A 26,695-nucleotide genomic window follows, 5' to 3' on the forward strand; every position below is an offset into this window, starting at 1 on the left:
CCACCGCGTTTCCGGCCGGTTTGTCCGGTTCGGGCGATTCCGTGCGACGGCCTGCCTCGCACAGTCGAGACGAAATCGCGATCTCTACGACGTCTCCTAGATATGGACAGAAATTCCTGTCGAGCGGGGCCTTGCGATACTGGGCGCATGCCGCGCCGCGTGCCCGAGGAGCTTCTGCCGCACCTGCGCCGCGCCCGCGATCTCGCGGACCGGGAATACGCGCAACCTCTCGACCTCGCCGGGCTCGCCGCCGCCGCGGGGGTCTCGAAGTATTACTTCCTGCGCTGCTTCACCGCCGTGTACGGCAGGACGCCCGGGGTTCACCTCACCGAACGACGCATCGAGCGGGCGCAGGACCTGCTGCGCGCGACGAACCTGACCGTGACGGAGATCTGTCATCTCGTCGGGTACAGCAGCCTCGGGTCGTTCGGCACCCGGTTCCGTCAGCTGGTCGGCGTCACTCCCACCGAGTATCAGGCCACGTTCGCCGAGTCCGGTGCGCCCCGCATCCCGGGCTGCTGGGTGTTCATGCACGGTCTGAGCGACCGCCGTCGAACTGCGCAATTTGGGAGAAGCCCGCACCGTTCCCGTCGATCTACGGTCGAGGCGTGCCGCACCATCGACCCGGAGGGCACGCTGTGATCACCAACATCTCCCTGTTCACCCTCTATGTCACCGATCAGGACGAGGCGAAGAAGTTCTATGTCGACACGCTGGGGTTCGTGGAGACCGCGGACGTGGCGATGGGTGAGGGCTTCCGCTGGGTGACCGTCGCGCACCCGGACCACCCGGAACTCGAGGTGACGCTGATGGTGCCCGGCCCACCCCTGGGCCCGGACATGGCCGCGGCGGTGCGCCGCGCGCTGGCCGACGGCACCATGGGCGGTTTCGGGCTCCGCACCACGGACTGCCGCAAGACGTACGAGGAACTCACGGCCAAGGGGGTCGAGTTCACCCAGCCGCCGTCCGAGCGTCCCTACGGTGTCGAGGCCGTGTTCCGGGACAACTCGGGAAACTGGCTCGTGTTGGTGGAGCCCCGCGAGTACACGCCCGACGAGTTCCGTTGATTCGGAACTCTACGACTTTCTCGGACTTTTCCGAGAGAGGGATATAAAGGCGCAGATCCACGTCGGGAAGCCGCCCGGACGCGCCGGCGGTACCCTCCTGTGCGGCGCCGGGCCGTCCGGCACGGTGACGCACGGGAGGGAACCCATGACACGGCAGGCGCCGGTGATCGCGCTGCTCGCTGCGGTGCTGGCGGCGACGCCGGCGCATGCCGCACCCGCCGAGCCCGCGACGGACGGGGTGCCCGGCAGCGGCCCGTGTGCGAGCGACACGTGGCAGCACGAGTCGCTGATCCCGAAGGACCTCGACATCCCGGTGCCGTACCCGGTGATCACCACCGTGCCGTACCCGGCGCCGGAACCGGAGACCGTGCGGATCGATCCGCCTCCGCTGCCGGTCGACCCGTGCGCCGATCCGTGCCCGGACCTGACCGACGAGCCGGTCACCCCGGATCCGGTCTTTCCCCGGATCGCCCTGAAGCCCAGTCCCTTCCACCTCGGCATCCCGGTGCCCGGCGAGGGGGCCGAGCCGCTGCCGCCGCTTCCGGCGCCCGAGACCCCGCCGATCGAGCCCGCCCCGCAGGCGCCCGCGCTCCCGGCTCCGCGGGTCGTCGAGGTCTCCACCGTCGCCAAGCAGACGGGCGCCGGATCGGTCACCCGGACCGACAAGCGCTGGCAGGTGTACGGCACCGATCTGGGCATCATGTGGGAGTCGGAGCCCGGCCGGATCGCCGTCGCGTTCGGTGACACCGTCGGCAAGGGCTTCCATCCGCCGGGCGGGCAGGGTGACGACTGGCGCAGCAACGTGCTGGCCTTCTCCACCGACCGTGATCTCGCCGACGGGATGAGCTTCGACTCGATGGTGCAGGACTCGCGGTGCCATGCCGCCGAGATCCTCGGCAGCCGCAAGCTCGACAACGTCGAGATCACCACGATCCCGACGTCGGGATTCGCGGTCGGCGACCGCCAGTACCTGACGTACATGTCCATCCGGACCTGGAACAGCATTCCCGGCACGTGGTGGACCAACCACGGTGGCATCGCGTACTCGGACGACGGTGGTTCCACCTGGACCAAGGATCCGTACGCCAAGTGGGACAACATCTTCGGCGTCACCAACTTCCAGGTGGCCGCGGCGGTGCCGGCACACGGATACGTCTACCTGTTCGGCACCCCCAATACCCGGCTCGGCTCGGTGGCGCTGGCCCGGGTGCCCGAGGACCGGGTGCTCGAGCCGGGCGCCTACCAGTACTGGCGCGACGGGAACTGGACCCCTGCCGGCGGATACACTGCGGCGACGCCGGTCGTGCACGGCCCCGCTGGGGAGTTGTCCGTGCGCTACGACGCCGCCGCGGACCGCTGGCAGATGACGTACCTGGACACCGCCAAGGCCGCGATCGTCGTGCGGGAGGCCGAGTCGCCCCAGGGAGTGTGGTCGGAGAGCACGCGGCTGGTCGGCGTGGAACAACACCCGGAGCTGTACGGCGGGTTCGTCCATCCGTGGTCGACGGACGAGGACCTGTACTTCATGCTCTCGACGTGGTCGGACTACAACACCTTCCTGCTGCGGGCGAGGATCGAGCGCTGAGCCGCGGCCGCCCGCCCACCGACCGGCCGCTGCCCGCCGGTCGGCTGCCCGGCCGCCCGCTGCCCGGCCGAATGTCACATGGGTACGGTTCGATCGAACCCATGTGACATTCGGTCACGAGAACTGCTCACGCAATGCCGTTTTCCGAAACTTTCCGGTCGCCGTTCGGGGGATGGCCGGAAGGATCTCGAAACGGTCCGGCATCTGCCATTTGGCGAACTCGGTGGACAGGTGCTCTCTGAGGGCGTCAGGATCGACGGACTTCCCCTCGCGCAGGGCCAGGACCGCCAGCGGTCGCTCGCCCCACCGCGCGTCGGGGACCGCCACCACGGCTGCCTCTGCGACGGCGGGGTGAGCCATCAGGTGGTTTTCGAGATCGACCGAGGAGATCCACTCTCCCCCGGACTTGACCAGGTCTTTGGCCCGGTCGCAGATGCGGATGCACCCGCGATGATCGATACGCACGATGTCTCCGGTGCGGAACCACCCGTCAGGGGTGAAGCTGTCTGCACCCGACCCGTTGTGATAGGCGGCGGCCACCCAGGGACCGCGGACTTCGAGTTCTCCCATGGACTTGTCGTCCCAGTCGATCAGGTCGCCCTCTTCCCGGCGGGCGCGGATCTCCACGAAGGGCACGGCGATGCCCTGCCGGGATCGGAACTCGTACTGCTCGTCCCGGCTGCCGTCGTCGAGATCGTCGGGCAGTCGGCAGATGCTGCCGAGCGGAGTGGTTTCCGTCATTCCCCATGCCTGGACGACAGTGAGACCATGGCGGTCGAAGCCTTCGAGCAGGCTGCGCGGGACGGCGGCACCGCCGACGATCAGCCGATCGAGCCGGGTGAGGTCCCACCGATGCGGATCCGCATCCAGCTCCGCGAGCATTCCCATCCACACCGTCGGTACCCCTGCCGTTATCGTGACCCGCTCGTCCGCGAGCAGGTCGAGCACGCTGGACGGGTCCAATTGCCGGCCGGGCAGTACAAGTCGTGCGCCGATCAGTGCCGCGGCATACGGCAGGCCCCAGGCGTTGGCGTGGAACATCGGGACGACCGGAAGCAGCGTGTCGCGTGCGGAGACCCCCAACGTGTCGGGAAGCGCTGCGGTCAGGGAGTGCAGGACCAACGCCCGATGGGAGTAGACCACTCCCTTCGGCCGCCCGGTGGTCCCAGACGTGTAACACATTGCGGCAGCTCGATGCTCGTCGACAGAGGGCCACGGCATCGGGGCCGCCGAGTCGACGAGGTCGTGGTAGTTCAGCGTTCCCTCGGGCGCCGGTCCGTCGTGGGCGACGACGATGACATGGTCGAAGGTGTGTCCTTCTCGGATGTTGTCGAATACGTCCAGCAGGGATTCGTCCACCACGAGCACCCGGTCCTGCGCGTCACCGACGATGAAGCTCAGTTCGTCGGGGTGCAGGCGCGGATTGAGGGTATGGACCACCGCGCCCATCGCGGGTACCGCGAGGTACATTTCCATGTGTTCGATCTGGTTCCACATCAGTGTGGCTACCCTGTCGCCGTCGGCAACGCCGAGTTGTGCGAGCGCTGATGCCAGCCGACGGGCACGTGCGCCACATGCTCCCAGGGTGGACCGTACGATGCTGCCGTCCGGACGTCGAGATACCACTTCCTTGTTGCGGTGGAAGTACTCGGCGCGCTCGGCCACCGCCGCGATCGTCAGTTGATAGTCATCCATCATGAGTCCGTTGAGCATGTGGTTCTCCTGGTTCGATGAGTCGAGAAGGGCGGGGCCGGACGCTCCGGGTCGATGGGCGACGATTCTCCTCACGGCGGAGGCGCCGGCCCGGCGTGCCGTCTGCGGCCCGTATCGGCGGAGTGCGCTGCGGTCGGCGGAGTGCGTGCACATCCGAGGGGCGGAACGGCTGCGCGCCCTGTGCGGTCGGCGCGCGATGGCCCGACGTGGAGCATAGGGGGCAGTTGGTCAGTTGTCGAGCCGATTCGATTCGTTGTCAACGCGATTCGACGACGATTCGGGCGAGCCGTGTGTTCGGGTGCGGTCTGCGAGGGACGTCGGCCGGACGGAGGTGTCCGGTCGAAGGGCCTCCACCCGCTGCACTCCCGCCGAATACGTCCGCCGTCCGATGATCAGGAGCGCTCCGGCGGCCACGTATGCCAGTGGTGCCCATTGGAGGGAGACGTCGAGGCCGATCCGGTCGGCGGCGAGGCCTACCACGAACGGTCCGAGGGCAAGTCCGAAGACACTGTTGGACATGGTGACGGTGCCGAAGGCGGACGCCCGCAGACTGGGGTGGGTAAGGCTGGCGACCACCGAAGTGATGCCTCCGGAGATGGACGCGGCACACAGTGCACCGCCGGCGAGCAGCGCCAGTTGCGGCGGTCCCGGCTCGAGGCCGAAGCCGACGATCAACAGCAGTGCTGCAACTGCACACAAGGCGAGTGCCACGCTCCACCGCCGGTCCGGGGTGTTGCGGCAGATCCGATCGGTGGCGATCCCGCCGACCAGCATTCCGAGGCCGATCGCCAGGAAATACACTGCGGCAACCGCTCCGGCCCGGTCGGGCGCGAGAGAGTAGTAGCGGTTGAAGAAGCTCGGCAACCATGCCGTCAGCGCGCCGACGGTGAACATCTGCAGACCCGCGGTGGCGTATGCGCACAACACCGAGACGCTTGAGAACAGGCTCGACAGCGGCGCACGGTATCCGTCCGTGCCGGACTCTGCGGGCGGGGCTTCTGCCTCCGGACTCTGCTGTTGCACTATTCGGCGGTCGGTGACCACGAGGCTGAACAATCCGGCCAGGACGAACCCGATGACGGCCATGACGCCGAACGACCACCGCCAGCCCAGAGAGGTGGCGACGGTGCCGCCGAGGGCGACACCGATCACCGAGCCCATTGCTCCTGCTGCATAGAAGGCGCCGCTGAGGGAGGCACGCAGGCGTGCAGCGAAGACACTGAAGATCACTGCGATCCCTGCGCTACCGAATGCCGCCTCTCCCACACCGACCAGGAATCGGGCCGCCAGCATCTGTTCGTAGCCGGCGGCGACCGCGCACAGCAGCGTGGCCACACTCCAGATGGTCGCCATCAGGACGATGCTCTTCACGCGACCCCACCGGTCGGCCAGGATCGACAAGGGTAATGCCAGCAGACCGACCATGAGCGCGACGACGCTGTGGAAGGAGGCCAGTTCGGCGTCGGACAGATCCCATTCCTGCTTCAGGAAGGGATAGATCGAACTGAGTACCTGCCGGGACATGTAGTCCGACAGCATCAGTCCGAGGATGAGCGCCAGCACGACCCAGGGGTAGATCCTGGATCGAGGCGTCGGTGGGGGCGATGTGGCAGACGCGCAGTCGATCTCCGGCGTGGCCTTTGTTTCCATGGACGCTCCTCAGACGGTCGGTTCAGCTCACCTCTCGGCGCCCGCGATCGGTGCGATCCGATGTGGCGCGTCCGAGCCGTATGCCGGCGCGGTCCTCCGCGGTCCTCCGCGGTCCTCCGCGGCACTCTCGCACTCGGGCGTTGTGGCGGCGGGGCGATCCGGGATCGAGGTGCGTGCGGGCGACCACTTCGAGGTGGCGGACATCACAGTAGCCCGGGTCGGTGCCCGAGTGCTTGACCTGACGTGGCACCCGAGTTGACATTCTGTCCCGAGTGGAGTGCGCAAAGATGCTCCATCGCCGCCGAGTCCGTGCGCCTGCCGACCCGTGGTCGATGTCTCCTCGGGTCCGGGTCGCAGTGTCGTCGACGGGGTCGCGTCCGACGTCAGTGCGTGGACTGTTCCGCGCCGGTCGACGGGTCGGGGCGGGAGACGTCCCCGGTTCTGTGGGTGGCGCGCCACGACGTGGGGCTGGCGCCGAATTCGCCGCGAAACCACCGTGAAAACGCGGAGGGTTCGGAGAACCCGAGCAGTTCCGCGACTTGGCCGAGCGGTCGGCGCTGGTGTCCGACGTACTGGCGCGCCAGATCCAGGCGGGTGGAGTTGAGGAGGGCGGAGAAGGTCGTGTCGGCACGCACCAGGCGGCGGTGCACCGTCTTGCGGTCCACGCCCAGTGTTCGGGCGACCTGCTGCAGCGAGCACCGGCCGGTAGGGAGCAGGGCCTCGACCAGTTCGCGGATCCGGTCGAGGTCGTCTCCGGGTCGGCCGGCGGCGATTCCTTCCACGTACTGTCTGGCCAGGGGACGCAGCAGCGGGTCGGCCAGGCTGTTGGGGGCCTCGAGGTCATCGGCGAACATCACGAGTCCGTCGAATTCTGCGCCGAAGCGGATCTCGGATTCGAGGACGCGATGGTGAACGGTGAGGTCGGCCGGGGGGTCGTGCCGGAAACACACGGTGACAGGCTTCCACGCACCCCCGACCAAGGCGCGGACGACGCGAACGGTGGTGCCGACGACCTGCTCGACGAGCTGGCGTGACTTGACGGTCGCCGCCAGGTCCAGCTCGATCTTGACGGTGGCCAGACCATCGGTTTCGGAGATCCGAATATGGAACGCCTCGCTGTGCAGATGCTCGTAACGGCTGATCAACTGCAGCGCGCTACGCACATCCGGCTCCTCCCGGGCTCCGAGTCCGATCGCGCCGAGGACGGACAAGCGCCGGGTCTGCGCGAGCTGAAGGCCGAAGGCTGCCGAGCCGGTCGCGTCTGCGGACACTTCGAGCAGTTCGGCGACCGCGTGCACGGCGATCCATTGACCGGGTACGGCCAGGTCGGCTGTGCTCAGGCCGACCGACCTCAGCAGTGGGAGCGGGTCCACGCCGACGGAGCGCATGAAGTCCAGGTAGGCGCTCAAGGTGGTGTTGCGGACCAGGGGGTTCATGCGACTCCTTACGTGCCCCGTAATGTCAATGATTCTGCCACGCAGAGTCAAGAAATATTGCGTGTGCGGGTCTACGCTCTGGTTACCGAAATCACACGGTGTCGGATCGGGAAGCGCGCGTCACGGACAGAGGTGGCGCCGTCGTCCGGACGGAGAAGCTCCGGCCGGGAGCACCTCGGGGCGACGGCCATCGGCCCCGACCCGACGTTCGCAGGTCCGGCATGTGCGGCTGCACCCGATGCCCGCCCCACCCTCATGTCCTGATCAACCAGGCCAGATCCCAACCAGGGAGGATTCAGATGAAGAACATGCTCCACGCCGAAGAACAGGCCCCCGTCGACGCGGATCACGCGCCGCCACTGATCAAGGCGAAGCCGCTCTCGAGGTATATCGGTACCGAACTGTTCGATGTGACTCTCGGTGAGATCGCCCGCGACGATGCGCTGTTCGCCGAAACGAAGGCTCTTCTGCTCGAGCGCAAGGTACTGTTCCTGCGGGATCAGGACATCACGCGCGCCGAGCACGTCGCCTTCGCCGAGCGATTCGGTCCCCTCGAGGAGCCCCACCCCAACGCGCCCAACGATTCCGGACTGGTGCTGCTGTACAAGGACGCGGACAGCACGCCCGAGCATTACGAGAACGTCTTCCACTCCGACACCATCTGGCGGGAGCGTCCAGCCATGGGCGCTGTCCTGCGGTGCGTGGAGACACCGGAGGTGGGCGGGGACACGATCTGGGTGAACATGGTGCAGGCGTACCGGGATCTCCCGGAGCACGTCAAGCAACAGATCGACGGACTTCGCGCTCGCAGTAGCTTCGAAACCCTTTTCGGCGCAGCCAAGCCCATGGAACTGCGCCACCAACTGAAAGAGCGTTTCCCCGATCCCGAGCACCCGGTGGTGCGTACGCATCCCGAGACCGGCGAGAAGATTCTCTACGTCAACGGCGTGACCACTCACTTCGTGAACTTCCATACCCCGCAGAACGTGCGCTTCGGGACGGATTTCGCGCCCGGCTCCGGCAACCTGCTCAACTACCTGATCAGCCGCGCCGCGATCCCGGAGTACCAGGTTCGCTGGCGATGGACCAAGAACAGCGTCGCGATCTGGGACAACCGCAGCACCCAGCACTACGCAGTGCAGGACTACTGGCCGGCCGTCCGGAAGATGGAACGCGCCACCATCATCGGAGACCAGCCCTTCTGACGGCGACGGCCCGGACCACCCACAGCACCCCCTGAAGGAGATTCTCATGCAGACCGCTCAACAACTCGACGTCAACTACATCAAGGGCGACGACAATCCGTGGATCCCGTTCACTCCACTCACCGACCAGGTGTTCCTCAAGTACTGGAAGGTCGACCCCGTACGGGCCGAGATCGTCGTCTCGATGAAGACCCCGGCCGGGCTCGAGCTGCCGCCCCATTACCACACCGGTATCGTGGTCGGGCACACCGTCAAGGGCGCCTGGCGCTACAAGGAGAACAACTGGATCTCCCGGAGCGGCGACACCGTCTACGAGGTCGCCGGCTCCTCTCACACCCCCGAAAGCCTCGAAGACACCGAGGTCTTCTTCTATCTCGTCGGTGAACTGCTGTTCCTCGACCAGGACAACAAGATCCTGTGGCAGGAGACTGCCATGACCCACATCGAACGCTACAACACCTACTGCGCTGAGCACGGCATCGCGGCGCGCGACCTGAGCAGCTGGCAGGACTGACCACCGCAGATCGACACCACTCGAATCCGGTTGCGGCCATCGGGCCGAGAAACGGCCGCAACCGGATTCGACTACCCGACTCCCTGGTTCCGGCGATGGTCATCGAAGTTGCACGGCGGGTCCTTTCCGGCGGGAAGAGCGCCGCAGTCGGGCGGAGGAGTCGTCGGAACGATTTCCCGTCAACGCGTATCCATGACGTTTCACGCGATGTCCACGCAGTCGACGTCATGACACCCCGCACAGCAACCGAACTCACGCCCGGCCGTCGGCGGTCACACCGCCGGGATCCGGCGCGGAGGAAGCGCGCGCGGAATTCCATGTAAGACGCACTCCGCGAGTGGGATTCGGAGCAGTATCGACGGATCACAAGAGATCTCCTGCACATCCCCGACGCGATCTACCGGAGCCGACCGTGAACACCACCAGCACCACCACCATCACCCCGCCTACCGTGGTACTCGTCCCCGGTTTCGTCCCCCTCACCGCCGACCACTGGCAGTGCCTGCTCGCCGAGAAATGGGAGAAGGCGCGCATTGTCGCGCCGCCCGGCTGTGCCCCGCTCAGCCGAACCGCGTGGGTTGAGGCGCTCGAGGCGGTCCTCGCCGGCATCGCGGGCCCGGTTGTCCTCGTCGCCCATGGTGCCGGCGTGCTCACCACTGTCCACTGGGCTCGGCAACCCAACCGCCCCGTCGACGGAGCGCTGCTGGTGGCTCCACCGGACTTCGAACTACCGCTGCCCGATGGATACCCCTCCACCGAGGATCTCGACCGCCACGGCTGGAATCCATTGCCCCGAAGGCGACTGCCGTTCCGCAGCATCGTTGCCGCCAGCAGAAACGACGCCCTGGCCTGCTTCCGCCGCGTGGCCGGCATGGCCGAACACTGGGGTAGCCGTCTGATCGATGCGGGAGATGCCGGGCATTTGGATCCTACTGCTGGATAAGGCAATTGGGATCAGGCGCACGAACTGGTCCGCGATCTCGGGCGAGTGCGCATACCGGAGGGCGTGCCCGGCGCACCCATCCTTGCAATGAGTGACCCATCCTGAATCGGATTGCCTTCTGCGGCGGCGCCACTCCGTTCCGGGAAACCCTGAATCTGATCCGCGGAACGTGTCCGTCGCGCTTCAACTGGGAGAACATTGAATGACTATGCACAGATCGGATTCTGCCGAGGAAACGGCAGCGCCTACCGTGGACGACCCTCACGGTTTCCTGCATCGATTCGCGGAAGTCAACGGAATGCGTATCCACTATGTCGAGGAGGGGGAAGGTCCGCTGGTGGTGCTGGTGCACGGCATCCCATACCTCTGGTACATGTGGCGACGGCAGATCCGTGCACTGGCCGCGGCCGGATATCGAGTGGTGGCACCGGACATTCGTGGGTTCGGGCGGAGCGGGTGTCCCGAGCAGGTGCAGGACTGCAACGTGTTCGATGCGGTCGGCGACCTCGTCGGGTTGATGGGCGGCCTCGGGGAAACCTCGGCCGTGGTCGTGGGCCACGATCTCGGATCGTTCGTGGCCCATGCGGCGGCCCAGCTGCGCCCCGATCTGTTCCATGCCCTGGCCATGCTGAACACCCCTGTCCCTCCCCGCGAGCCCTGCCGGCCGAGTGAGAATTGGAAGAAGCTGGAAGCGGAGACCGGTACGCGCTTCTATCAGCACTATTTCCAGACGCCGGGTGAAGCCGAGCGACACATGGATGCCGATGTCCGCACGACGCTGCGCAGCATCTACTACTCGGTCTCCGGCAGCGCGGTCGGTGAGGAACGCTGGCGCCAGTTCGTCGCGGAGGGCGAGAACTTTCTCGATACGGTTTTCGACCCCGAGTTCCTCCCGGGTTGGCTACCCGAGATCGCCCTGGACTACTACGTCAGCGAATACTCGCGCACCGGGTTCGGGCCTGCGTTGAACTTCTACCGGAACCGCGACCGCATCTGGGAGCAGAGCTCGTTCCTCGACGGCCTGAAGCTGCAGCAGCCCAGTCTGTTCATCGGTGGAGCGGCGGATCCCGCGTTGGACCGATTCGCTCCCCTCTACGACCGTCTGGAGAGCCATCTTCCCAACTTGCGCAGGAAAGCCCTGCTCGAGGGAGTCGGTCACAGCGCAGCGGAGGAACAGCCGGAACTCGTCACCGGAATGTTGCTCGCCTTCCTCGCCGATCTCTGAACGGAGGGACTCCGGCGAATCGCAACGAAAGTGTGTCCCGTAGGGGTCGGGGACTCCGTGCGTCGGCCTGCGCTGTCGCGGCCGCCCGTGCGCCGGTCGCCCGGCCGAATGTCACATGGGTTCGGTTGGATCGAACCCATGTGACATTCGGTCACCTAGGTGCCGGTGATCTCGTTGGGGGTCTGCGGCAGCGACGCGGTCGTCACGGCGGCCGAGTCGAGATCGACCGCGTGCAGCGCGTTGTTCGCCGGGTCGGTGACGTAGGCGGTGTGGCCCTGCACGTACAGCGCCGGGCGCGGTGACTGCCACTCGTCGGGCTCGGTCCACGGGGCGAGGACGTCGATGCGCCGGACCACCGCGCCGCTGTTCTGGTCGATCACGTGCAGCGCTCCGTCGGTGCCCAGGACGAGTGCCTCGCCGTGGGGTCCGCGTCCGAGCGAGCGGAACGTGTAGCTGGTGCCGAGGTCGACGAGGCGCAGCTCGCCGGTGCGGGTATCGGTGATCGAGACACGCTGTGGTCGTTCGAGTTCCGCGTCCGGATCGCTCTTGTAGTCGCCGAGAACGATGTCGGACTCCTCGGATCCGGCCTGGTTTCCGATCCGGCCGTACGGGTCGGGGGCGCTCACCTTCGTGATCGTGCCGTCGCGGTAGACGAGCAGGCCGTCCTCGCAGCCCAGCACGACGGCCTCGCCGGCGGCGACGGCCTCGCCGTGCACGCCGGGGCACTGCTCGTTGCGGGTGATCTCCCGGCGCTCGGCGTCGAGGACGGCGATGCCGTTGCGGGACTCGCTGTTGCCGAGGGTGACGAGCAGGCTGCCGTCGGCGAGCGCGACCGCGACGCCGTGGTGCGCTTCCGGAGTGGTGTAGGTGTCGGTCTGCGGCGTGCCGTCGGCAAGGTACGCGGGGTCGAGGATGTCGACGCGGCCGGTGCCGTCGTCGAAGAGCACGGTCCTGCCCGCGTGCCGGACGACGTGCCCGGGCTTGGCGGCGGCGAACTCGACGTCGGTGAGTGCCGCGCTGCCCGCGTAGTGGTGCGCGTGGTCGCCGTGGGGTTCGGACCAGCTGCCGGTGTCGAGGACGCGGAAGCGGCCGGCGGTGGAGACGAACACGTGCCGGCCGTCGCCGGCGGCATTGAGGCGGTTGAATCCGTCGAGCGGCAGGTCGGCGACGACGTCGAGGTCGTTCGCGTCGAGGACGAGAATGCCGCCGTCGTAGGTGACGGCGAGCCGGGGTTCGGCGGCGGCGACCTCGGCGGGGGCGGTCGGGGCGGGGGCCGCGGGGGCGTCCTCGGCGGTGGAGGTGGAGCAGCCGGCCACGAGCACGGTGGCCAGCCCGGCGGTGAGCGCGAGACTTCGGGAGGACTTCATGCCGGAACATCTACGCTTTATTGCAAACGAATGTCAAAGTCTATTATGCGAATGTCCGCATCCGGGATGTCCCGCGACACGCGGTGCAAGGAGGCGGTGTCCACGCGCGGCGCCGCTACCATCGACCGATGGACCCGGTCCGCAACCCGTACGCTCCCGGCGCGGGGCAGCGCCCGCCCGAGCTCGCCGGCCGGGCGAAGCAGCTCGACGCCTTCGACGTGGTGCTCGAACGGATCGCCCGCGGCCGCCCCGAACGCAGTGTCGTGCTCACCGGGTTGCGCGGCGTCGGCAAGACCGTCCTGCTCAATCAGCTTCGCTCCGCGGCGATCTCGCGGAGCTGGGGCACCGGCAAGATCGAGGCCCGGCCCGACCAGGACCTGCGCCGGCCGCTGTCGTCGGCGCTGCACATGGCGGTGCGCGAGATCGCCCCGGCCCATCCGCACCCCGAATCGGTCGAGTACTTCCTCGGCGTGCTCAAGTCGTTCGCGCTGCGGGCCACCGCGGACAAGGGCATGCGCGAGCGGTGGCAGCCCGGCATCGACGCCCCCGCGGTCAAGGGCCGCGCCGACACCGGCGACCTCGAGATCGACCTCGTCGAACTCCTGATCGACGCCTCCGGGCTCGCCCGCGACGTGGGCGTGGGCATCGCGCTGTTCGTCGACGAGATGCAGGACCTCGGCGCACCGGACATCTCCGCGATCTGCGGGGCGTGCCACGAGCTCAGCCAGGACGCCGCACCCCTCATCGTGGTCGGCGCCGGGCTGCCGCACCTGCCCGCGGTGCTCTCCGCGTCGAAGAGCTACTCGGAGCGGCTGTTCAGCTACCACCGGATCGACCGGCTCGACCGCGGCTCCGCCGACATCGCGCTCATCGCGCCGGCCGAGCGGGAGGGAGTGACCTTCACCGAGGAGGCGCTCGACGCGCTGTACGAGACGGCCGACGGATATCCCTACTTCGTCCAGGCCTACGGCAAGGCGACCTGGGACGTCGCGGCGACGAGCCCGATCACCGCCGACGACGTGCGCGTCGGCGCGCCCGCCGCCGAGGAGGAACTCGCCGTCGGGTTCTTCGGCTCCCGGTACGAGCGCGCCACCCCCGCGGAGCGGGAGTACATGCGCGCCATGGCCGACCTCTCCGGCGACGACGGTCCCGTCGCGACGTCGAAGATCGCGGCCGAACTCGGCCGCAAGCCTGCGTCGCTGTCGCCCGCGCGGGACGGGCTCATCAAGAAGGGGCTCATCTACTCCGCCGAACGGGGCTTCATCGGATTCACCGTGCCGCACTTCGGACGGTATCTGCGCGCTCAGCACGACTGAGCTGCAACCGGATTCGATGCAGGGCGCGGTGCTGGGCGATGCGGACAGCGCCGACCGAGGTGCCGAGCATCGCGGCGGTGCGTTCGGCGCTGTAGCCCTGCAGGATCCGCAGCTGCACCACGCGGCGCTGCTGCTCCGGCAGCAGCGCGAGTTGCCGGCGGACCGCGGAACGCAGCTCCTCGTCGAGCACGCCCTCCTCGGGCCCGGGGCCGGCGACGTCGTGCAGCGGCGTCACGGTACGCGCAGCCTTGCGCCGGACGTCCGCGACCTTGTGCGTGGCGATCCCGAACGCGAAGCGCAGCAGCGACGCACCGCGATCCTGGTAGCGCGGCAGTGCCCGCGTCAGTGCGAGGCACACCTCCTGGGTGACGTCCTCGGCCGGAGTGTGCGCGCGGGTGCCCTCGTCCATACGCGCGGCGCAGAAGCTCAGCACATGGGGGCGAACGGAACTCACCACCACGCCCACGGCGTGCGGCTCACCGGCGACGGCGCGCGGTACCCAACGGCGGAGCAGCTCCTCGGTTTCGATGCGGTGCACGGGGTGTCCTCTCGGGCGGGGAAGGTGGTGAGTTCCACCTTCCGTCGCCCGGGCGCCCCGGGCCAGGACCCCTGGGGGTGGTTACTCCTCCACCCACCGCACGGCGTCGTCCAGGCTCGCCCGGTCGGTGCGGCAGGTGTTGGCGGGGTGGCTCTCGTCGGCGTAGCCGAAGGAGATCGCGCACACGATGTCGCGCTCGTCGGAGATACCGAGTTCGCGGCGGACGGCACCGGCGGCCATCGCGACGGCGGCCTGCGGGACGGCGGCGATGCCGAGTGCCTGCGCGGCGAGGAGCAGGGTGGCGACGTACCCGCCGCAGTCGACCGCTCCGTACGTGCCGAGTGCCTTGTCGGTCGTGACGATCGCGACGTGCGGCGCCCCGAAGAAGCGGTAGTTCTCGAGCATCTGCTCGGTGCGGCGCGCGTAGTCGTCGCGGGCGATGCCGAGGCTGTTGTAGAGGGCGTAACCGGCGCCTCGGCGCCGGTCGGCGTACACCCCGCGGTACTCGGCGGGGCCGGGGATGTCCGGGTCGAGATGGCCGGACGCCGCCTGGTCGTACACCGCGGTCCGCAGCCGCTCGAGGGCGTCCCCGCCGGCCACGACGACCTCCCACGGCTGGGAGTTGCACCACGACGGGGTGCGCTGCGCCATCCGCAGCATGGTTTCGATGTCCTCGCGCGGCACCGGCTTGGACAGGAACGCCCGGCAGGAGTAGCGGGTGTCGAGCAGGGTCGAGAGCGAGGCACGGTGGTCGATCGTCATGTGACCAGGGTCGCACAGGCGCCTGTGTAGCGCTCGTTCAGGGCCGTCGTGCGGGACCGGCGGCCGTGTAGTTCTCCCGGTCGAACCGCCGGGTGCGCAGCCGGTATCGCCAGGACGAGCCCGGCCACAGCGACCGGTTCACCGCGTCGCGGTCCAGGTACCAGCTCCGGCACCCCGTGGTCCACACGGTGCCTGTCGAGCGCCGGCGCATCTCGTCGGCGAACTCCCGCTGGGCGGCCGCCCGCACCTCGAGTGCGGTGACGCCCTCCCGGTCGGTGGCGTCCATCGCGGCGGCGACGTAGCGGAGCTGGCTCTCGATCATGAACAGCAGCGAGGTGTGGCCGATGCCGGTGTTGGGCCCGCCGAGCAGGAAGGCGTTGGGGAACCCGGCGACGGTCGTGCCCAGGTGCGCCGACGCGCCGTCGCGCCCCCACCGCTCGAGCAGGGTGCGGCCGTCGCGGCCGACGACCGGCAGGCCGGCGAGCGCGGCGGACACCCGGAATCCGGTCGCGTACACCAGGACGTCGGCCGCGTGTGCCCGACCGTCGACGGTGCGCACACCGTGCGGGCCCAGTCCCGCGACCGGGGTGGTGACCACCGTGCTGGAGTCTCGGGCGAGCGCGGGATAGTAACTGTCGGAGAACAGGATCCGTTTGCACCCGATCCGGTGTCGCGGGGTCAGGGCGCGGCGCAGGTCCGGGTCGGGCACCTGCCGGTGCAGGTGCCGCAGCGCCCGGGCCTCGAGGCGGGCGAGCCGGCGGTCGGACCCGGTGAGGGCGGGGACGAGCGCCTCGCCGCGCCAGTACTCGACCGTCCGTCGCGCGCGGTGCGGCAGCGGTAGGTGCTGCCTGCGGGGCGGCAGCACCCAGGCGGGGCTGCGCTGGAACATCGTGACACGGCCGGCGGTGTCGGCGAGGTACGGGATCACCTGGGCGGCGCTCGCACCGGTGCCGATCACGGCGACGTGCCGCCCGGTGACGTCGACGGCGTGGTCCCAGCGCGCGGTGTGGAAGGCGGGGCCCGCGAAGGAGCCTTCGAGGCGGGGAATCTGCGGGACGTTCAGGGCGCCGGTGGCCAGGACGAGGAAGCGGGCCGCGTAGTCCGGACCGTGGTCGGTGCGCACGTGCCAGCGGCCCGTCGTCTCGTCCCACCGGCACCCGGTTGCGGTCGTGCCGTAGGCGATCCGGTCGTCGAGCCCGTTCCCTGCGGCGAACGTGTGCAGGTGCGCGAGGATCTCCGGCTGGGTAGCGCGGCCGCGGGCCCAGACGGCCTGGGGAGCGGACGAGTACGAGTACAGGGCCGGATGGATGTCGCACTCGCACCCCGGGTAGGTGTTGTCGCGCCACGTGCCGCCGAGAGCGGCGCTCCGTTCGAGAACGCGCACGTCGCGGCCGCGTTGCCGCAGGTGTGCGGCGGCACCGAGCCCGGCGAAGCCGGCGCCGACGACGAGTACTTCGGTTCCGATCACTTGAACAGTGTGCAAGTACCGGCTTCACCAGGCAAATTAGGGTCTATATCGCCATCTAGTACGCGGTCGAGAATCCTGAATACTTCCCGATCAGACCACGTCCTCTTCGTTGCCCGGCGTGACCCGGCGCAGCCCCCGGTACGCGTCGGCGGGGGAGCGGCGGCCGGCCACGACGGCCTCGACCTCGGCGGCGATGGGCATCTCCACCTCGTACTCGCGCGCCAGTTCGATCACCGTCGGGGCCGTCTTCACCCCCTCGGCCACCTGGCCCAGCCGGGCCACCGCCTCCTCGAGGGTGAGCCCGCTCGCCAGCGCCTCGCCGATCCGGCGGTTGCGGGACGCCGGGCTCGTGCACGTCGCGATCAGGTCGCCCATGCCGGTCAGGCCGGCGAACGTCCGCGGGTTGGCCCCCATCACCTCACCGAGCCGGGTCATCTCGGCGAGGCCCCGGGTGAGCACCATCGCCCGGGTGTTGTCGCCGACCCGCAGCCCCTCGGCCATGCCCGCCGCGATCGCGACGATGTTCTTCAGGACCCCGCCGAGTTCACAGCCGAGGACGTCGGTGTTGCGGTACACGCGGAAGACCTTCGAGGCGAACAGTGGCTGCAGGGCCGCCGCGACGCGTTCGTCCGCCGTGGCCACCACCGCGGCGGCCGCCATGCCGTCGGCGACCTCGCCGGCGATGTTCGGCCCGGCCAGCAGCCCCACGGGGTGCCCCGGCAGGCATTCGCCGATCACCTCGGTGGGCCGCAGGCGCGTGCCCGGTTCGAGTCCCTTCGCGAGCGAGAGGATCGGCACCCAGGCCCGCACCTCGTTCGAGATCTCGGCGAGGGTGGCGCGGACCGCGTGGGACGGCACTCCGACCACCAGCACGTCGGCCTCGTGCGCGGCCTCGAGGAGGTCCGAGGTGGCGCGCAGGTTGGCCGGCAGGGTCCGCTCGCCGAGGTACCGGGTGTTGCGGTGCTCCTCGTCGATCTCGCGGGCGGTGTCCGGATTGCGGGACCAGAGCAGGGTCGGGGTGTTCCGGGCCGACAGCCCTGCGACGGTGGTGCCCCACGAGCCGGAACCGAGGACGACGACGCGAACCGGACGTGCCATGGGTTGTTGATCCTGTCTGCGCGGCGGGACGGTACGGCCCTCAGGGTGTCAGTTCGCCCGTCCCGGCGCCGGATTTTCGCGGATGCCCGGTCCCCGATCTGCGTCGTACCGTATGTGCGGATGCGCACACTGGCATATCTGATACCCCAGGGGGTATATTGACGATAGACCCCGACCGCTTCCCCGAGGAGGACGCCCATGTGTTACCCCGTCACCTGCCCCAAGTGCGGAAAGACCGGCTGGGGCGGCTGCGGCCAGCACGTCGACAGCGTGATGAAGTCCGTGCCCGCCGCCGAGCGATGCGCCTGCGACCAGGACTCCGCTCCCAAGACGAGCTCCGGCATCTTCGGCTCGCTGTTCGGCCGCTGACACCCACCGGCTCGGGACACGGCGGGTGCGCGCACCCACACGCGCGCACCCGCCGTCACCGGCCGGTCGTCCAGTCCCCCCGCTCGAGCAACCGCGACACGATCACCCCGGCCACCAGACCCCAGAACGCCGCCCCGATGTTCCAGAACGTCACGTTCGCGGCGGTGACGACGAATGCCACCAGCGCCCCCATCGTGTACTTCGAGGCGAACGCCGTCACGAACGCGCCCTGCAGCGCCCGCAGCATCGCCAGGCCCCCGAGGGTCGCGACGAACGCCGCCGGCGCGGCGGTCATCCACCGCACGAACAGCGGCGCGAACAGTCCGAACACGATCGAATACAGCCCGAAACACACGGCCGCCGTGTACTGGCGGCTCCGCTCACCGGACGCGGTGAGCAGGGCGTTCGTCGGGCCGGTCAGGCACGTCGACACCGCGCCGACGCAGGCGGCACCGAGCGACCACACCCCGCACGCGATCGTGGTGACGTTGATCGGGGGCCGGTGCCCGGCCGCCGTGAGCACTGCGACGCCCTGCCCGTTCTGCACCACCAGCACGGTGATCGCCAGCGGGATCACCAACTCCAGCAACGCCGTCCACGTGAACACCGGGGCGGTGAAGACCGGCGACGCGAGGATGCCCGCTCCGCCCGGGGCCGGGGAGAAACGCCCCGACGCCGCCACCGCGACCGCACCGGCGATCAGCGCCCCGAGGATCGGCGGCAGCCACCGGCCGATCCGGCCGAACGCGCTCAACGCCAGGAACATCAGCACCATGGGCGCGGCGATCGCGACGTCCGCACCGAGCGCGAGCACCAGGTCCACACCGAACTTCAGGAAGACGCCGGCCACCATCGCCATGACGATCGGCATCGGCAGCGCCTCCATCACCCGCCGCACCAGCCCGGACGCCCCCAGCACCAGCACCAGCAGGCCGGTGACCAGGAACGCCCCGATCACCTCCGGCCAGGACAGGTGCCCCAGCGACCCGCCGACGAGGATCGTGCCCGGAATCGTCCAGGCGAAGCCGAGGGGCTGCCGGTAGGCGATGCTCATCGCGATCGTCAGCACGCCGTTGAGGACGAAGATCCCGAAGATCCACGACGCCAGTTCGGCGGCGCCGAGCCCGCCGGCCGCGCCGGCCGCGAGGACGACCGCGACCGGCCCCGTCGACGAGAACACCAGCCCGATCACGCCGTTCGCCGCGTACTCGACGCCGAGGTCCCGCAGCACCCGGCGCGGCCGGGTCACGGGCCGAGCGGGCCGCTCGAGCAGGTCGGTGTCGTTCGGGGGAGAGGTCTTCTCGTCGACTGCTGTCATCTCTTCCTCACTCCTCTTGCCGGAACTGGGCGGCCAGCTCGCTGCGCGAACGGATGCCGAGCTTCGCGTAGACCCGTGTCAGGTGGTACTGCACCGTCTTCACCGACAGGAACAGCTCGCCCGCCACGTCCTTGTTGGTATTGCCCGCAGCCACCAGCGCGGCGACCGCCTTCTCCTGCGGGGTCAACGCCGCCAGATCCATGTGTGTCCGGCGGGTATCGTCGCCGTTCGCCTTCATCCCCCCGGCCTTGAGTTCGCGGTCGCAGCGCTGCACGTACGACGTCGCGCCGAGCGTCACGTACAGCTCGCGGGCCGTGCGCATCACCGCGTCCGCCTCCCGCCGGCGTCCGGCGCGGCGCAGCGTCTGCCCGTACGCGAAGTTCACGCGGGCACGGTCGTACGGCAGCGACAGCGTCGCCAGGTTCGCCAGCGCGTCCTCGAATGTTCTGCGGGCGGCGTCGATGTCACCCCGTGCCCCGTGGATCCGTCCGCGCACGTATCCGAGCCGCGCCCGGGCGGACAGGTGCCCACGGGAGACGGCCAGTTCCTCGAACGGACGGAGGAACTCGTCGGCCTCGTCGACGCGTCCGGTCATCACGAGAGCATTCGCGTACAGGTCCGGCCACGGCCAGAAACCCGGTTCCACCAAGGCCTGCCGCCGACGGGTGGTGAGCGGTGCGAGGTGCCGCAGCACCCCGTCGTAGTCGGCGGCGACCTCTGCGCACTGGGCGGCCGCGATGCAGGACGGCACCACCATGACGGCATAGTCGGTGGCGCCCGCGCGTCCGCGACGCAGGTGCTCGCGGGCCAGCGACCAGTCCCCGCGCAGGGCGTGCACCTGCGCCCCCGTCCAATGCACCAGCGGCCGAAGCAGATCCAGGCCGGCCGTGTCGAGCTGTGCGGCCGCGCGGTCGACGGTGCGCACGGCGTCGTCCCATGCGCCGAGCGCGAACTCCGTGCGCGCCAGCCACGCCTGCGCCCACAACGAGATCCGGATCGAGCCGCCGCGGAAGACGGTCGGCTCGGCACTCTCGAGCTCCGCGCGGGCGCGATCCGGCTCGTCCAGCGCCAGGGCGAGCCAGCCCTCCGCCATGCGGATCCGCTGGCTCTGGGCGCCGAGCCGGAAGGTCTCCGACAGCTCTGCGTACGAGGCGCGTGCCTCGTCGACGCGGCCGGTCATGGCCAGGCCGAGGCCGCGGATCGCGGCCGACTCGACGGCAGCGGGCATGTCGGGAGCTACGAGGGACGACGCGCGGTCGGCCCACTCGACGAGGCCCGCGCCGTCGAGCTGGGCCAGCGAATGCAGCACCATGCGCTGGCAGATCATCGCACCCAGATCGGGGTCCCGGGCCGGGTCCGGGAGCAGTTGCCATGCGCGCGTGAGCAGCTGGGAGGCCTCGGCCGACCGGCCGCGCTGGATCGCCAGGTAGCCGAGCACCACGTCGCGCATGGAGCCCTCGGGCGCGGCCTCCATCGCCGGCACGAACGTCAGCGCCTGGGGCAGGTCCGCCGCGCCCGTGAGGGCGTCGACGCCGCGGATCAGCCGCTGCGCGCGCTGGTCGCGGTCGGGACTGATGCCACTCGCGATGATCAGTGCCTCGGCAGCATCCGACCACGCACCGACGGCGGCGCGGCGCCGGCCGTACCGATCGAGGCGGTCCGCGAGGTCCGCATCGGCGGTGGGGGTGGCGGAGACCAGGTGGGTGAGGGCGGCACCCTCGTCGTCGACCAGTTCGGCGGCGCGGGCGTGCAGGTCGCGCCAGCGGGCGGGACCGATGTCGTCCGCGACGGCGGCCCGCGTCATCGGGTCCGGGAAGATCAGGGTGACCGCGCCGCGCTGTTCGCGCCGCCGGAGCAATCCGGCGGTGTGCGCGGCGTCGAGCGCCGCGGTCGGGTCCGCCAGCCCGGCCAGCGCCGCGGCCTGGGTCAGGGTGCTTTCGCCACCGAGCACGGCCGCCGCTTCCACGAGTGCCCGGGTCTCGGCGGGGCAGTGGTCCAGCGTGCGGCGCACGGCGCCCGACCGTTCCTGGGGCGCCGGGAACCGGGCCTGCCAGTGCTGCCACTGGTTGCGGGGGATCTCGTCGAGCAACTGCAGGATCGGGCGGGGTGTGCCGAGAGTGTGCTCGAACAGCCGTCGCGCGGTCCACGGCGACAGGTCCACGCCGATGCGGGCGAGGGCCAGCTGGGCGATGTCCTGCGGCCCGAGGGGCCGCACGTGCACGGAGAGGGCGCGGTGATGGTCGAGCACCTGCCGGGTGCTGTCCGGGACCGCCTCCGGCAGCGGGTCCACGGTCACCAGCAGGACGAGCAACTGCTTGCCGTGGGCGCGGCGGACGGCGGACGACAGGGCCTGCAACGACTCGGAATCGGACCAGTGCGCGTCGTCGACGACGAGAACGGTGGGACCGTCCACGAGGGACAACAGTTCGTGCGCCACTTCCACCGGATCACGTCCGGTGACGGGGGCCTGCAGCAGTTGCTCGGCCGTGCTCCACGCGCGCGCCGCCTCCCACGGGACGCCCGCGGACACGCGGACCTGCCAGCCGTTCAAGACCTCGGTGAATCGTTGCACCAGGGCGGATTTGCCGATACCCGGCGGACCCTCGACGAGGGCGAGCACGGGTGAACCGGCTCGCGCCTCGCCGAGGTGACGGTCGAGCTCGGAGAGCTCTCGGGTACGTCCGACCAGCATGGCGGGGTGAGTCACACTTCCACGGTAGTGGGGCTCGCGGCCGCAGCTTCGGGGGTTCGGGCAACGTACTGCGCACCCCGTCGGATGGGAACGAACACCGTGACCAGGGCGCCGGCCACGGCGATGCCCGCGAAGATGTAGAAGCTCACGTCGTTGCTCAGCCCGGCACCGATGAGCAGGCCGCCGATGATGGGGCCGAAGATGCCGCCGAGCCGGCCGAATCCGGCGCACCAGGCGACACCGGCACCGCGCGCTGCCGTCTCGTAGTAGTTGGAGACGAACCCGTAGATGAGCACCTGGGTGCCGATCGTGCCGACCCCGGCGATCGCCACCGCGGTCAGCAGGACGGGCAGCGGGAACCCGAAGGTGAGGAGGATCAGTGCCAGGCCGGCGAGGCCGAACGTGGTGGCGATGACCGGCTGGGGGCCGCGGCCGTCGGCGATCCGGGAGGCCAGGAGGCCGCCGATGATCGCACCGCCGTTGAGCACCAACAGGAATGCGAGCGAGCCCTTCGCGTTGTAGCCGGCGTCGGCCATGATCTTCGGCAGCCACGTGTTCAGGCCGTAGGTCAGCAGGAGCCCGGCGAAGCTCATCAGGCCGAGCAGGGTGGTGCCCCACGCGTAGCGGCGGGTGGCCAGTGCGGCGAATCCGACCTTCTCGGCCGGGGCCGGGGCGATCGTGGGCAGGGGAAGACCGAACTTGTCACAGACCGCGGCCGCCTCGTCCGTCCGCCCGCGCGCCTGCAGCCACATCGGGGATTCGGGGAGCTTCACCAGGGCCAGGGGCAGCAGGATCACCAGCGGCAGCGCGCCGATCCAGAACAGTCCGCGCCAGCCGATGGTGTCGCGCAGCACGATGGCCAGCAGAGAGGCGAGGACGCCGCCGGCGGGGACGCCGCTGTAGACGATCGCGTTGAACAGGTTCCGTTTCCCGGGCGGAGCGAACTCGGCCACCACGGCACCCGCGGTGGCGACGAGACCACCGACGCCGATGCCGGTGAAGAAGCGCAGGATGCCGAAGGAGGTGATGCTGGTGGCCATCGCCGCGGCGCCCATGCCGACGGAGAACCAGACGATGTTGATCAGCATCATCTTCCGGCGCCCGAGCCGGTCGCCGAACGCGCCGGTGAACAGGGCGCCGACCATGACGCCGATGAGGGCGTACGAGCCCAGCGCGCCGCCCTGCTGCGCGGAGATCGCTCCGATCTGGCTGGGGTCGGCCATCAGTGTGGGCAGGATCGTCCCGTAGACGACGAGGTCGTAGCCGTCGAAGATGATCGCGAGCGTGGCGAGGGCGACGACCCAGATGACGGTGCGGCGGTGCCGGGGACTTGCCCAGGCGGTTGTGTTGTCGGCCATGTCGGCTCCGGTCTGTGAGTGCGGTCACAAATGAAACGGGGCAGAAAGAGGGCCTCACCGGCAGGGGATCCCTGGCCTGTCGGTGAGGCCTGTGGCGGTGCTGGGGTGTTACCCCAGGTCGCCGCCGGCGACGGGAAGAACCGTGCCGGTGATGTAGGAGGCCTCCTCCGAGGCCAGGAAGGTGATCGCGGCGGCCTGCTCGTCGAGCGTGCCGTACCGCTTGAGCAGCGAGGAGTCGACGGTCTGGTCCACGATCTGCTGGTACCAGCCCTTCTCCTGCTCGCTCTGCGCGGCGGGGCCGCGCGCTACCCGGCGGACGGGGGCGTCGGTGCCGCCGGGGGCGGTGGCGACGACCCGGATCCCGTACGGGGCGGCCTCGAGGGCGAGCGCGGCGGTGATCGCGTTGACCCCGCCCTTGGCGGCGGCGTAGGGGACGCGGTTGACACCGCGCGTCGCCACGGAGGACACGTTGACGATCGTGCCCGAGCGTTGCTCGATCAGGTACGGCAGCACCGCGCGGCATGTCCACAGCGTCGGGAACAGCGACCGCTGCACCTCCGCCTGGATCTGCTCGGGGGTGTAGTGCTCGTACGGCTTCGCCCAGATCGTCCCGCCGACGTTGTTGACGAGCACGTCGATGCGGCCGTGCTGCTGCCGGGCCTCGTCGATCGCGGACTGCGCTCCCGCGAAAGTCTCGAGGTCGGCGGTGACGGAGTGTGCCTGGAAACCCTTCTCGCGCAACTCCTTCGCCACCTCGTGCACGAGCTCGGAGCGGTCGACGAGGATCACGGATCCGCCCTCGGCTGCGATGCGGGACGCGACCACGAGGCCGATACCCTGCGCGGCGCCGGTGACGGTGACAACCCTGCCGTCGAAGCGGCCCGGGTACACGGTGCCGACCGGAAGAAGGGCACTCACGCGAGTTCCACCTTCGCGGACTCCTCGATGGCGCGGCGCATCGTCGCCTTGGCGTGCTCGGCATGGCTGACGATGAGGTCGCGGGCCGCCGCGCGGTCCTTGCGTTCGAACGCCCGCACGATCTGCAGGTGGTCGTGCGGAATCTGCTCGTCCACCCACTGCGCGGTGCGCAGCACTTTGCGCATCAGCTGGGTCACCTCGAGCCGGTTGTACGCCTCGAGCAGCACGGGATTGCCGCAGCAGCGGAACAGGAACTCGTGGAAGGCGGCGTTGGTGTCGGTGAACGCGCCCGCGTCGGTGAAGCGGTCGTGGTCGATCGACGCGGTCGACGCCTCGGCGAGAATCCGGAATTCCACGAGCTGCGCGTCGGTGAGCCGGCCGATGGTCAGCTCCAGCGCACCGAGTTCGAGCGCCATGCGCGCGTCGAACTGGGCGTCGGATTCGGTGACGGGCGGGTGCTCCTCGCCGATCTCGTAGTTGCCCACCGGCACCTGCTCGGCGGCGCCGAGGGACACCGGCAGGCCGGTCTCCTCGGCTGCCCTGGTGGCGGCTTCGAGTTCCCGCTCGGTGGGCCGGGGCGCCGGTTCGGCGGCGCCGGGGGTCGCGGAGTTGTTGAACTTCTCGAAGTAGAAGTTCGTCACCGAGATGCCCTCGTCCGACAGGTGCGTGCGCACCGCCTCGACCATCGGCGGCGGCCCGCACAGGTAGACGTCGACGTCGCCGTCGTTGAGGTGCTTCGGCTCGAACAGGCCGGTGACGTACCCCTTGTTGGGGGCGGTCGACTCCGGATCGGAAACGCAGTAGTCGAACGTGAAGTTCGGCAGCGACCGCGTGTAGGCCTCGAGCTTGTCCAGCTCGACCAGGTCCTGGTCGAAGCTGACGCCGTAGACCAGGTGCACCGGCAGGTCGCTGCCCTCCTCCTGCATCTTCGACAGGATGGCGAGCAGGGGCGCGAGGCCGGTACCGCCGGCGAGCAGGAGGGCGGGGCGCTTACGCTCACGCAGGAAGAAGCTGCCGAACGGGCCGGTGAACTGCAGGGTGTCTCCCACCTGGGCGCGATCACTCAGGTACTCGGACATCAGGCCGCCCTCGGTGATCTTCACCAGGAAGGACAACTGCGGGTCGTTCGGTCCCGTGCTGAACGAGTACGACCGGGTCTGTTCCGTTCCGGGCACGGTGATGTTCACGTACTGGCCCGGCAGGAACACCAGGTCGTCCCGATTGGGGATCTCGACGGTGAAGCCCACGGTGCTGGGAGAGAACCGCTGCAGGTCCGTGATCGTCGCCGTGTACGTCGCGGCCGCGGTCTTCGCGACGTCCGAGGTCGTCGCGATCTGCAGCACGAGATCGGATTCCGGGACCATCTGGCACGGCAGGCAGAATCCCTGCTCGGCCTCGTCGTCGGTCAGCGCCTCCTCGATGTAGTCGCCGCCGTCGTAGTTGCCGGACTCGCACAGTGCCTTGCAGGTACCGCACGCGCCGTCGCGGCAGTCGAGAGGAATGTTGATCCGCGCCTTGTACGACGCGTCGGCGACCGTCTCGTTCGGTCCGCACTTGATGAAGCGGGTCACCCCGTCCTCGAAGCTCAATGCCACCTGAAAGCTCACGGCATGTGCCTCCTTTCGTGAATCGGGGGTGGATCAGACGACGTAGACGTCCACGATGTGGTGGATGTAGTCGTTCTTGAGCACGATCTTCTTCTTCTTGATCACCGGGTGCGGGCCCGAGACGTCGAGGGTCACGAAGTTCGTGCCGAAGTAGGTGTCGGTGGTGTTGTACCGGTAGTACAGCGAGAACCAGTTGTGGCGCAGGTCGATCTCGGTGCCGCGGCGCTCGAGGATCTCGACGTTGGTGATGTTGTGGCCGGTGCGCGGTTCGGGCAGCGACGTCGCGGAGGAGCGGTCGGTGCGGATGCGGAACACCCGGTCCTCGAGGCCACCGCGGTTGGGGTAGTAGATGAGCGAGATCTCGCGCTGCGGGTCCTCGGTGAGCGCACCGTTGTCGTCCCATGCCGGCATCCAGTACTCGGCCTGCGGGTGGTAGCACTCGAGCCACTTCTCGAACTCGCGGTCGTCGAGGAGACGGGCTTCACGGTAGAGGAACTGCTCGATGTCGGTCTGCGTCAATTCCGTTGCGGCGGTCATGTCCTGGTC

23 protein-coding genes are annotated in these 26,695 nt (G+C 69.2%); 9 read left to right on the forward strand and 14 right to left on the reverse strand.

Annotated elements, in window-relative coordinates; translation table 11 throughout:
* Nucleotides 1-147 precede the first annotated feature (147 nt).
* The 3 genes from OCS65_RS03595 to OCS65_RS03605 all read left to right on the forward strand — a co-directional run bounded on the left by OCS65_RS03595 (nucleotide 148) and on the right by OCS65_RS03605 (nucleotide 2,652).
* Entirely contained in the window at nucleotides 148-642 is a 495-nt protein-coding gene (locus OCS65_RS03595) for a helix-turn-helix transcriptional regulator (RefSeq protein ID WP_050036059.1), read from the forward strand.
* Complete coding sequence (locus tag OCS65_RS03600) at nucleotides 639-1,067, forward strand: VOC family protein (protein ID WP_006940919.1); 429 nt, start codon at nucleotides 639-641, stop codon at nucleotides 1,065-1,067. Before OCS65_RS03595 ends, OCS65_RS03600 begins: the two co-directional genes overlap by 4 nt.
* Before the next feature lie 145 nt (nucleotides 1,068-1,212).
* Nucleotides 1,213-2,652: a DUF4185 domain-containing protein gene (locus OCS65_RS03605; protein ID WP_050036058.1), complete on the forward strand. Its 1,440-nt coding sequence runs from the start codon at nucleotides 1,213-1,215 to the stop codon at nucleotides 2,650-2,652.
* Between the two features lie 114 nt (nucleotides 2,653-2,766).
* Here the strand turns inward: OCS65_RS03605 and OCS65_RS03610 are convergent, their stop codons facing one another.
* The 3 genes from OCS65_RS03610 to OCS65_RS03620 all read right to left on the reverse strand — a co-directional run bounded on the left by OCS65_RS03610 (nucleotide 2,767) and on the right by OCS65_RS03620 (nucleotide 7,451).
* Nucleotides 2,767-4,365, reverse strand: a complete 1,599-nt coding sequence (locus tag OCS65_RS03610; RefSeq protein ID WP_263508815.1) for a long-chain fatty acid--CoA ligase — start codon at nucleotides 4,363-4,365, stop codon at nucleotides 2,767-2,769.
* A gap of 228 nt (nucleotides 4,366-4,593) precedes the next feature.
* Entirely contained in the window at nucleotides 4,594-6,015 is a 1,422-nt protein-coding gene (locus tag OCS65_RS03615) for an MFS transporter (RefSeq protein WP_251549860.1), read from the reverse strand.
* Nucleotides 6,016-6,398: 383 nt separating this feature from the next.
* Nucleotides 6,399-7,451, reverse strand: coding sequence for an AraC family transcriptional regulator (locus tag OCS65_RS03620; protein WP_029546525.1), 1,053 nt, complete (start codon nucleotides 7,449-7,451; stop codon nucleotides 6,399-6,401).
* A 299-nt stretch (nucleotides 7,452-7,750) separates the two neighbouring features.
* Between OCS65_RS03620 and OCS65_RS03625 the strand changes: the two genes are divergently transcribed.
* The 4 genes from OCS65_RS03625 to OCS65_RS03640 all read left to right on the forward strand — a co-directional run bounded on the left by OCS65_RS03625 (nucleotide 7,751) and on the right by OCS65_RS03640 (nucleotide 11,338).
* Nucleotides 7,751-8,656, forward strand: a complete 906-nt coding sequence (locus OCS65_RS03625) for a TauD/TfdA dioxygenase family protein (protein WP_006940943.1) — start codon at nucleotides 7,751-7,753, stop codon at nucleotides 8,654-8,656.
* A gap of 46 nt (nucleotides 8,657-8,702) precedes the next feature.
* On the forward strand, nucleotides 8,703-9,170 hold the full coding sequence (locus OCS65_RS03630; protein ID WP_251549858.1) for a 2,4'-dihydroxyacetophenone dioxygenase family protein: 468 nt from the start codon (nucleotides 8,703-8,705) through the stop codon (nucleotides 9,168-9,170).
* A 412-nt stretch (nucleotides 9,171-9,582) separates the two neighbouring features.
* Nucleotides 9,583-10,113 carry an RBBP9/YdeN family alpha/beta hydrolase gene (locus tag OCS65_RS03635; RefSeq protein ID WP_263508818.1) on the forward strand — a complete coding sequence of 177 codons (531 nt, stop codon included), beginning with the start codon at nucleotides 9,583-9,585 and terminating at the stop codon, nucleotides 10,111-10,113.
* Between the two features lie 250 nt (nucleotides 10,114-10,363).
* Nucleotides 10,364-11,338 (forward strand): alpha/beta fold hydrolase, encoded by a 975-nt coding sequence (locus tag OCS65_RS03640; RefSeq protein ID WP_231385965.1) that lies wholly within the window; start codon nucleotides 10,364-10,366, stop codon nucleotides 11,336-11,338.
* Nucleotides 11,339-11,493: 155 nt separating this feature from the next.
* Here the strand turns inward: OCS65_RS03640 and aztD are convergent, their stop codons facing one another.
* Entirely contained in the window at nucleotides 11,494-12,705 is a 1,212-nt protein-coding gene (aztD, locus tag OCS65_RS03645; RefSeq protein WP_263508820.1) for a zinc metallochaperone AztD, read from the reverse strand.
* Between the two features lie 128 nt (nucleotides 12,706-12,833).
* On the opposite strand from aztD, the gene OCS65_RS03650 reads away from it, so the two are divergent.
* Nucleotides 12,834-14,021: an AAA family ATPase gene (locus OCS65_RS03650; protein ID WP_029546523.1), complete on the forward strand. Its 1,188-nt coding sequence runs from the start codon at nucleotides 12,834-12,836 to the stop codon at nucleotides 14,019-14,021.
* Here the strand turns inward: OCS65_RS03650 and OCS65_RS03655 are convergent.
* The 4 genes from OCS65_RS03655 to OCS65_RS03670 form a co-directional block, all read right to left on the reverse strand.
* Entirely contained in the window at nucleotides 13,975-14,559 is a 585-nt protein-coding gene (locus OCS65_RS03655; RefSeq protein ID WP_263508823.1) for a sigma-70 family RNA polymerase sigma factor, read from the reverse strand. The two genes, OCS65_RS03650 and OCS65_RS03655, sit on opposite strands and share 47 nt — an antisense overlap.
* 81 nt (nucleotides 14,560-14,640) lie before the next feature.
* The gene (locus OCS65_RS03660) at nucleotides 14,641-15,321 is read right to left on the reverse strand and encodes a nitroreductase (RefSeq protein WP_263508825.1); all 681 of its coding nucleotides are present in this window, start codon (nucleotides 15,319-15,321) and stop codon (nucleotides 14,641-14,643) included.
* A 37-nt stretch (nucleotides 15,322-15,358) separates the two neighbouring features.
* Nucleotides 15,359-16,789 (reverse strand): flavin-containing monooxygenase, encoded by a 1,431-nt coding sequence (locus tag OCS65_RS03665; RefSeq protein WP_263508827.1) that lies wholly within the window; start codon nucleotides 16,787-16,789, stop codon nucleotides 15,359-15,361.
* Nucleotides 16,790-16,879: 90 nt separating this feature from the next.
* Complete coding sequence (locus OCS65_RS03670; protein WP_263508829.1) at nucleotides 16,880-17,887, reverse strand: NAD(P)H-dependent glycerol-3-phosphate dehydrogenase; 1,008 nt, start codon at nucleotides 17,885-17,887, stop codon at nucleotides 16,880-16,882.
* A gap of 198 nt (nucleotides 17,888-18,085) precedes the next feature.
* Between OCS65_RS03670 and OCS65_RS03675 the strand changes: the two genes are divergently transcribed.
* Entirely contained in the window at nucleotides 18,086-18,256 is a 171-nt protein-coding gene (locus OCS65_RS03675) for a hypothetical protein (RefSeq protein ID WP_167666173.1), read from the forward strand.
* Between the two features lie 55 nt (nucleotides 18,257-18,311).
* On the opposite strand, the gene OCS65_RS03680 is transcribed toward OCS65_RS03675, so the two are convergent.
* The 6 genes from OCS65_RS03680 to benB form a co-directional block, all read right to left on the reverse strand.
* Complete coding sequence (locus OCS65_RS03680) at nucleotides 18,312-19,574, reverse strand: benzoate/H(+) symporter BenE family transporter (RefSeq protein ID WP_006946220.1); 1,263 nt, start codon at nucleotides 19,572-19,574, stop codon at nucleotides 18,312-18,314.
* Between the two features lie 7 nt (nucleotides 19,575-19,581).
* Nucleotides 19,582-22,266 (reverse strand): helix-turn-helix transcriptional regulator, encoded by a 2,685-nt coding sequence (locus OCS65_RS03685; RefSeq protein ID WP_102800021.1) that lies wholly within the window; start codon nucleotides 22,264-22,266, stop codon nucleotides 19,582-19,584.
* 11 nt (nucleotides 22,267-22,277) lie between these two features.
* Nucleotides 22,278-23,624 carry an MFS transporter gene (locus OCS65_RS03690; RefSeq protein ID WP_006946218.1) on the reverse strand — a complete coding sequence of 449 codons (1,347 nt, stop codon included), beginning with the start codon at nucleotides 23,622-23,624 and terminating at the stop codon, nucleotides 22,278-22,280.
* Nucleotides 23,625-23,732: 108 nt separating this feature from the next.
* The gene (locus OCS65_RS03695; RefSeq protein WP_263508832.1) at nucleotides 23,733-24,542 is read right to left on the reverse strand and encodes a 1,6-dihydroxycyclohexa-2,4-diene-1-carboxylate dehydrogenase; all 810 of its coding nucleotides are present in this window, start codon (nucleotides 24,540-24,542) and stop codon (nucleotides 23,733-23,735) included.
* Nucleotides 24,539-26,149, reverse strand: coding sequence for a benzoate 1,2-dioxygenase electron transfer component BenC (gene benC, locus OCS65_RS03700; protein WP_006946215.1), 1,611 nt, complete (start codon nucleotides 26,147-26,149; stop codon nucleotides 24,539-24,541). Before benC ends, OCS65_RS03695 begins: the two co-directional genes overlap by 4 nt.
* Before the next feature lie 33 nt (nucleotides 26,150-26,182).
* Nucleotides 26,183-26,686 (reverse strand): benzoate 1,2-dioxygenase small subunit, encoded by a 504-nt coding sequence (gene benB, locus OCS65_RS03705; RefSeq protein ID WP_043801243.1) that lies wholly within the window; start codon nucleotides 26,684-26,686, stop codon nucleotides 26,183-26,185.
* Nucleotides 26,687-26,695: the final 9 nt, after the last annotated feature.

The organism is Rhodococcus aetherivorans (assembly GCF_025722975.1).
GTDB classification, from domain to species: Bacteria; Actinomycetota; Actinomycetes; order Mycobacteriales; family Mycobacteriaceae; genus Rhodococcus; species Rhodococcus aetherivorans.

Excerpts from the sequence above, each read along its gene's own strand:
- OCS65_RS03595 (WP_050036059.1), top strand. The coding sequence starts at position 148 with ATGCCGCGCCGCGTGCCCGAGGAGCTTCTGCCGCACCTGCGCCGCGCC.
- OCS65_RS03605 (WP_050036058.1), top strand. The coding sequence starts at position 1,213 with ATGACACGGCAGGCGCCGGTGATCGCGCTGCTCGCTGCGGTGCTGGCG.
- OCS65_RS03610 (WP_263508815.1), bottom strand. The coding sequence starts at position 4,365 with ATGCTCAACGGACTCATGATGGATGACTATCAACTGACGATCGCGGCG.
- OCS65_RS03615 (WP_251549860.1), bottom strand. The coding sequence starts at position 6,015 with ATGGAAACAAAGGCCACGCCGGAGATCGACTGCGCGTCTGCCACATCG.
- OCS65_RS03620 (WP_029546525.1), bottom strand. The coding sequence starts at position 7,451 with ATGAACCCCCTGGTCCGCAACACCACCTTGAGCGCCTACCTGGACTTC.
- OCS65_RS03625 (WP_006940943.1), top strand. The coding sequence starts at position 7,751 with ATGAAGAACATGCTCCACGCCGAAGAACAGGCCCCCGTCGACGCGGAT.
- OCS65_RS03630 (WP_251549858.1), top strand. The coding sequence starts at position 8,703 with ATGCAGACCGCTCAACAACTCGACGTCAACTACATCAAGGGCGACGAC.
- aztD (WP_263508820.1), bottom strand. The coding sequence starts at position 12,705 with ATGAAGTCCTCCCGAAGTCTCGCGCTCACCGCCGGGCTGGCCACCGTG.
- OCS65_RS03650 (WP_029546523.1), top strand. The coding sequence starts at position 12,834 with ATGGACCCGGTCCGCAACCCGTACGCTCCCGGCGCGGGGCAGCGCCCG.
- OCS65_RS03660 (WP_263508825.1), bottom strand. The coding sequence starts at position 15,321 with ATGACGATCGACCACCGTGCCTCGCTCTCGACCCTGCTCGACACCCGC.
- OCS65_RS03670 (WP_263508829.1), bottom strand. The coding sequence starts at position 17,887 with ATGGCACGTCCGGTTCGCGTCGTCGTCCTCGGTTCCGGCTCGTGGGGC.
- OCS65_RS03675 (WP_167666173.1), top strand. The coding sequence starts at position 18,086 with ATGTGTTACCCCGTCACCTGCCCCAAGTGCGGAAAGACCGGCTGGGGC.
- OCS65_RS03680 (WP_006946220.1), bottom strand. The coding sequence starts at position 19,574 with ATGACAGCAGTCGACGAGAAGACCTCTCCCCCGAACGACACCGACCTG.
- OCS65_RS03685 (WP_102800021.1), bottom strand. The coding sequence starts at position 22,266 with ATGCTGGTCGGACGTACCCGAGAGCTCTCCGAGCTCGACCGTCACCTC.
- OCS65_RS03690 (WP_006946218.1), bottom strand. The coding sequence starts at position 23,624 with ATGGCCGACAACACAACCGCCTGGGCAAGTCCCCGGCACCGCCGCACC.
- benB (WP_043801243.1), bottom strand. The coding sequence starts at position 26,686 with ATGACCGCCGCAACGGAATTGACGCAGACCGACATCGAGCAGTTCCTC.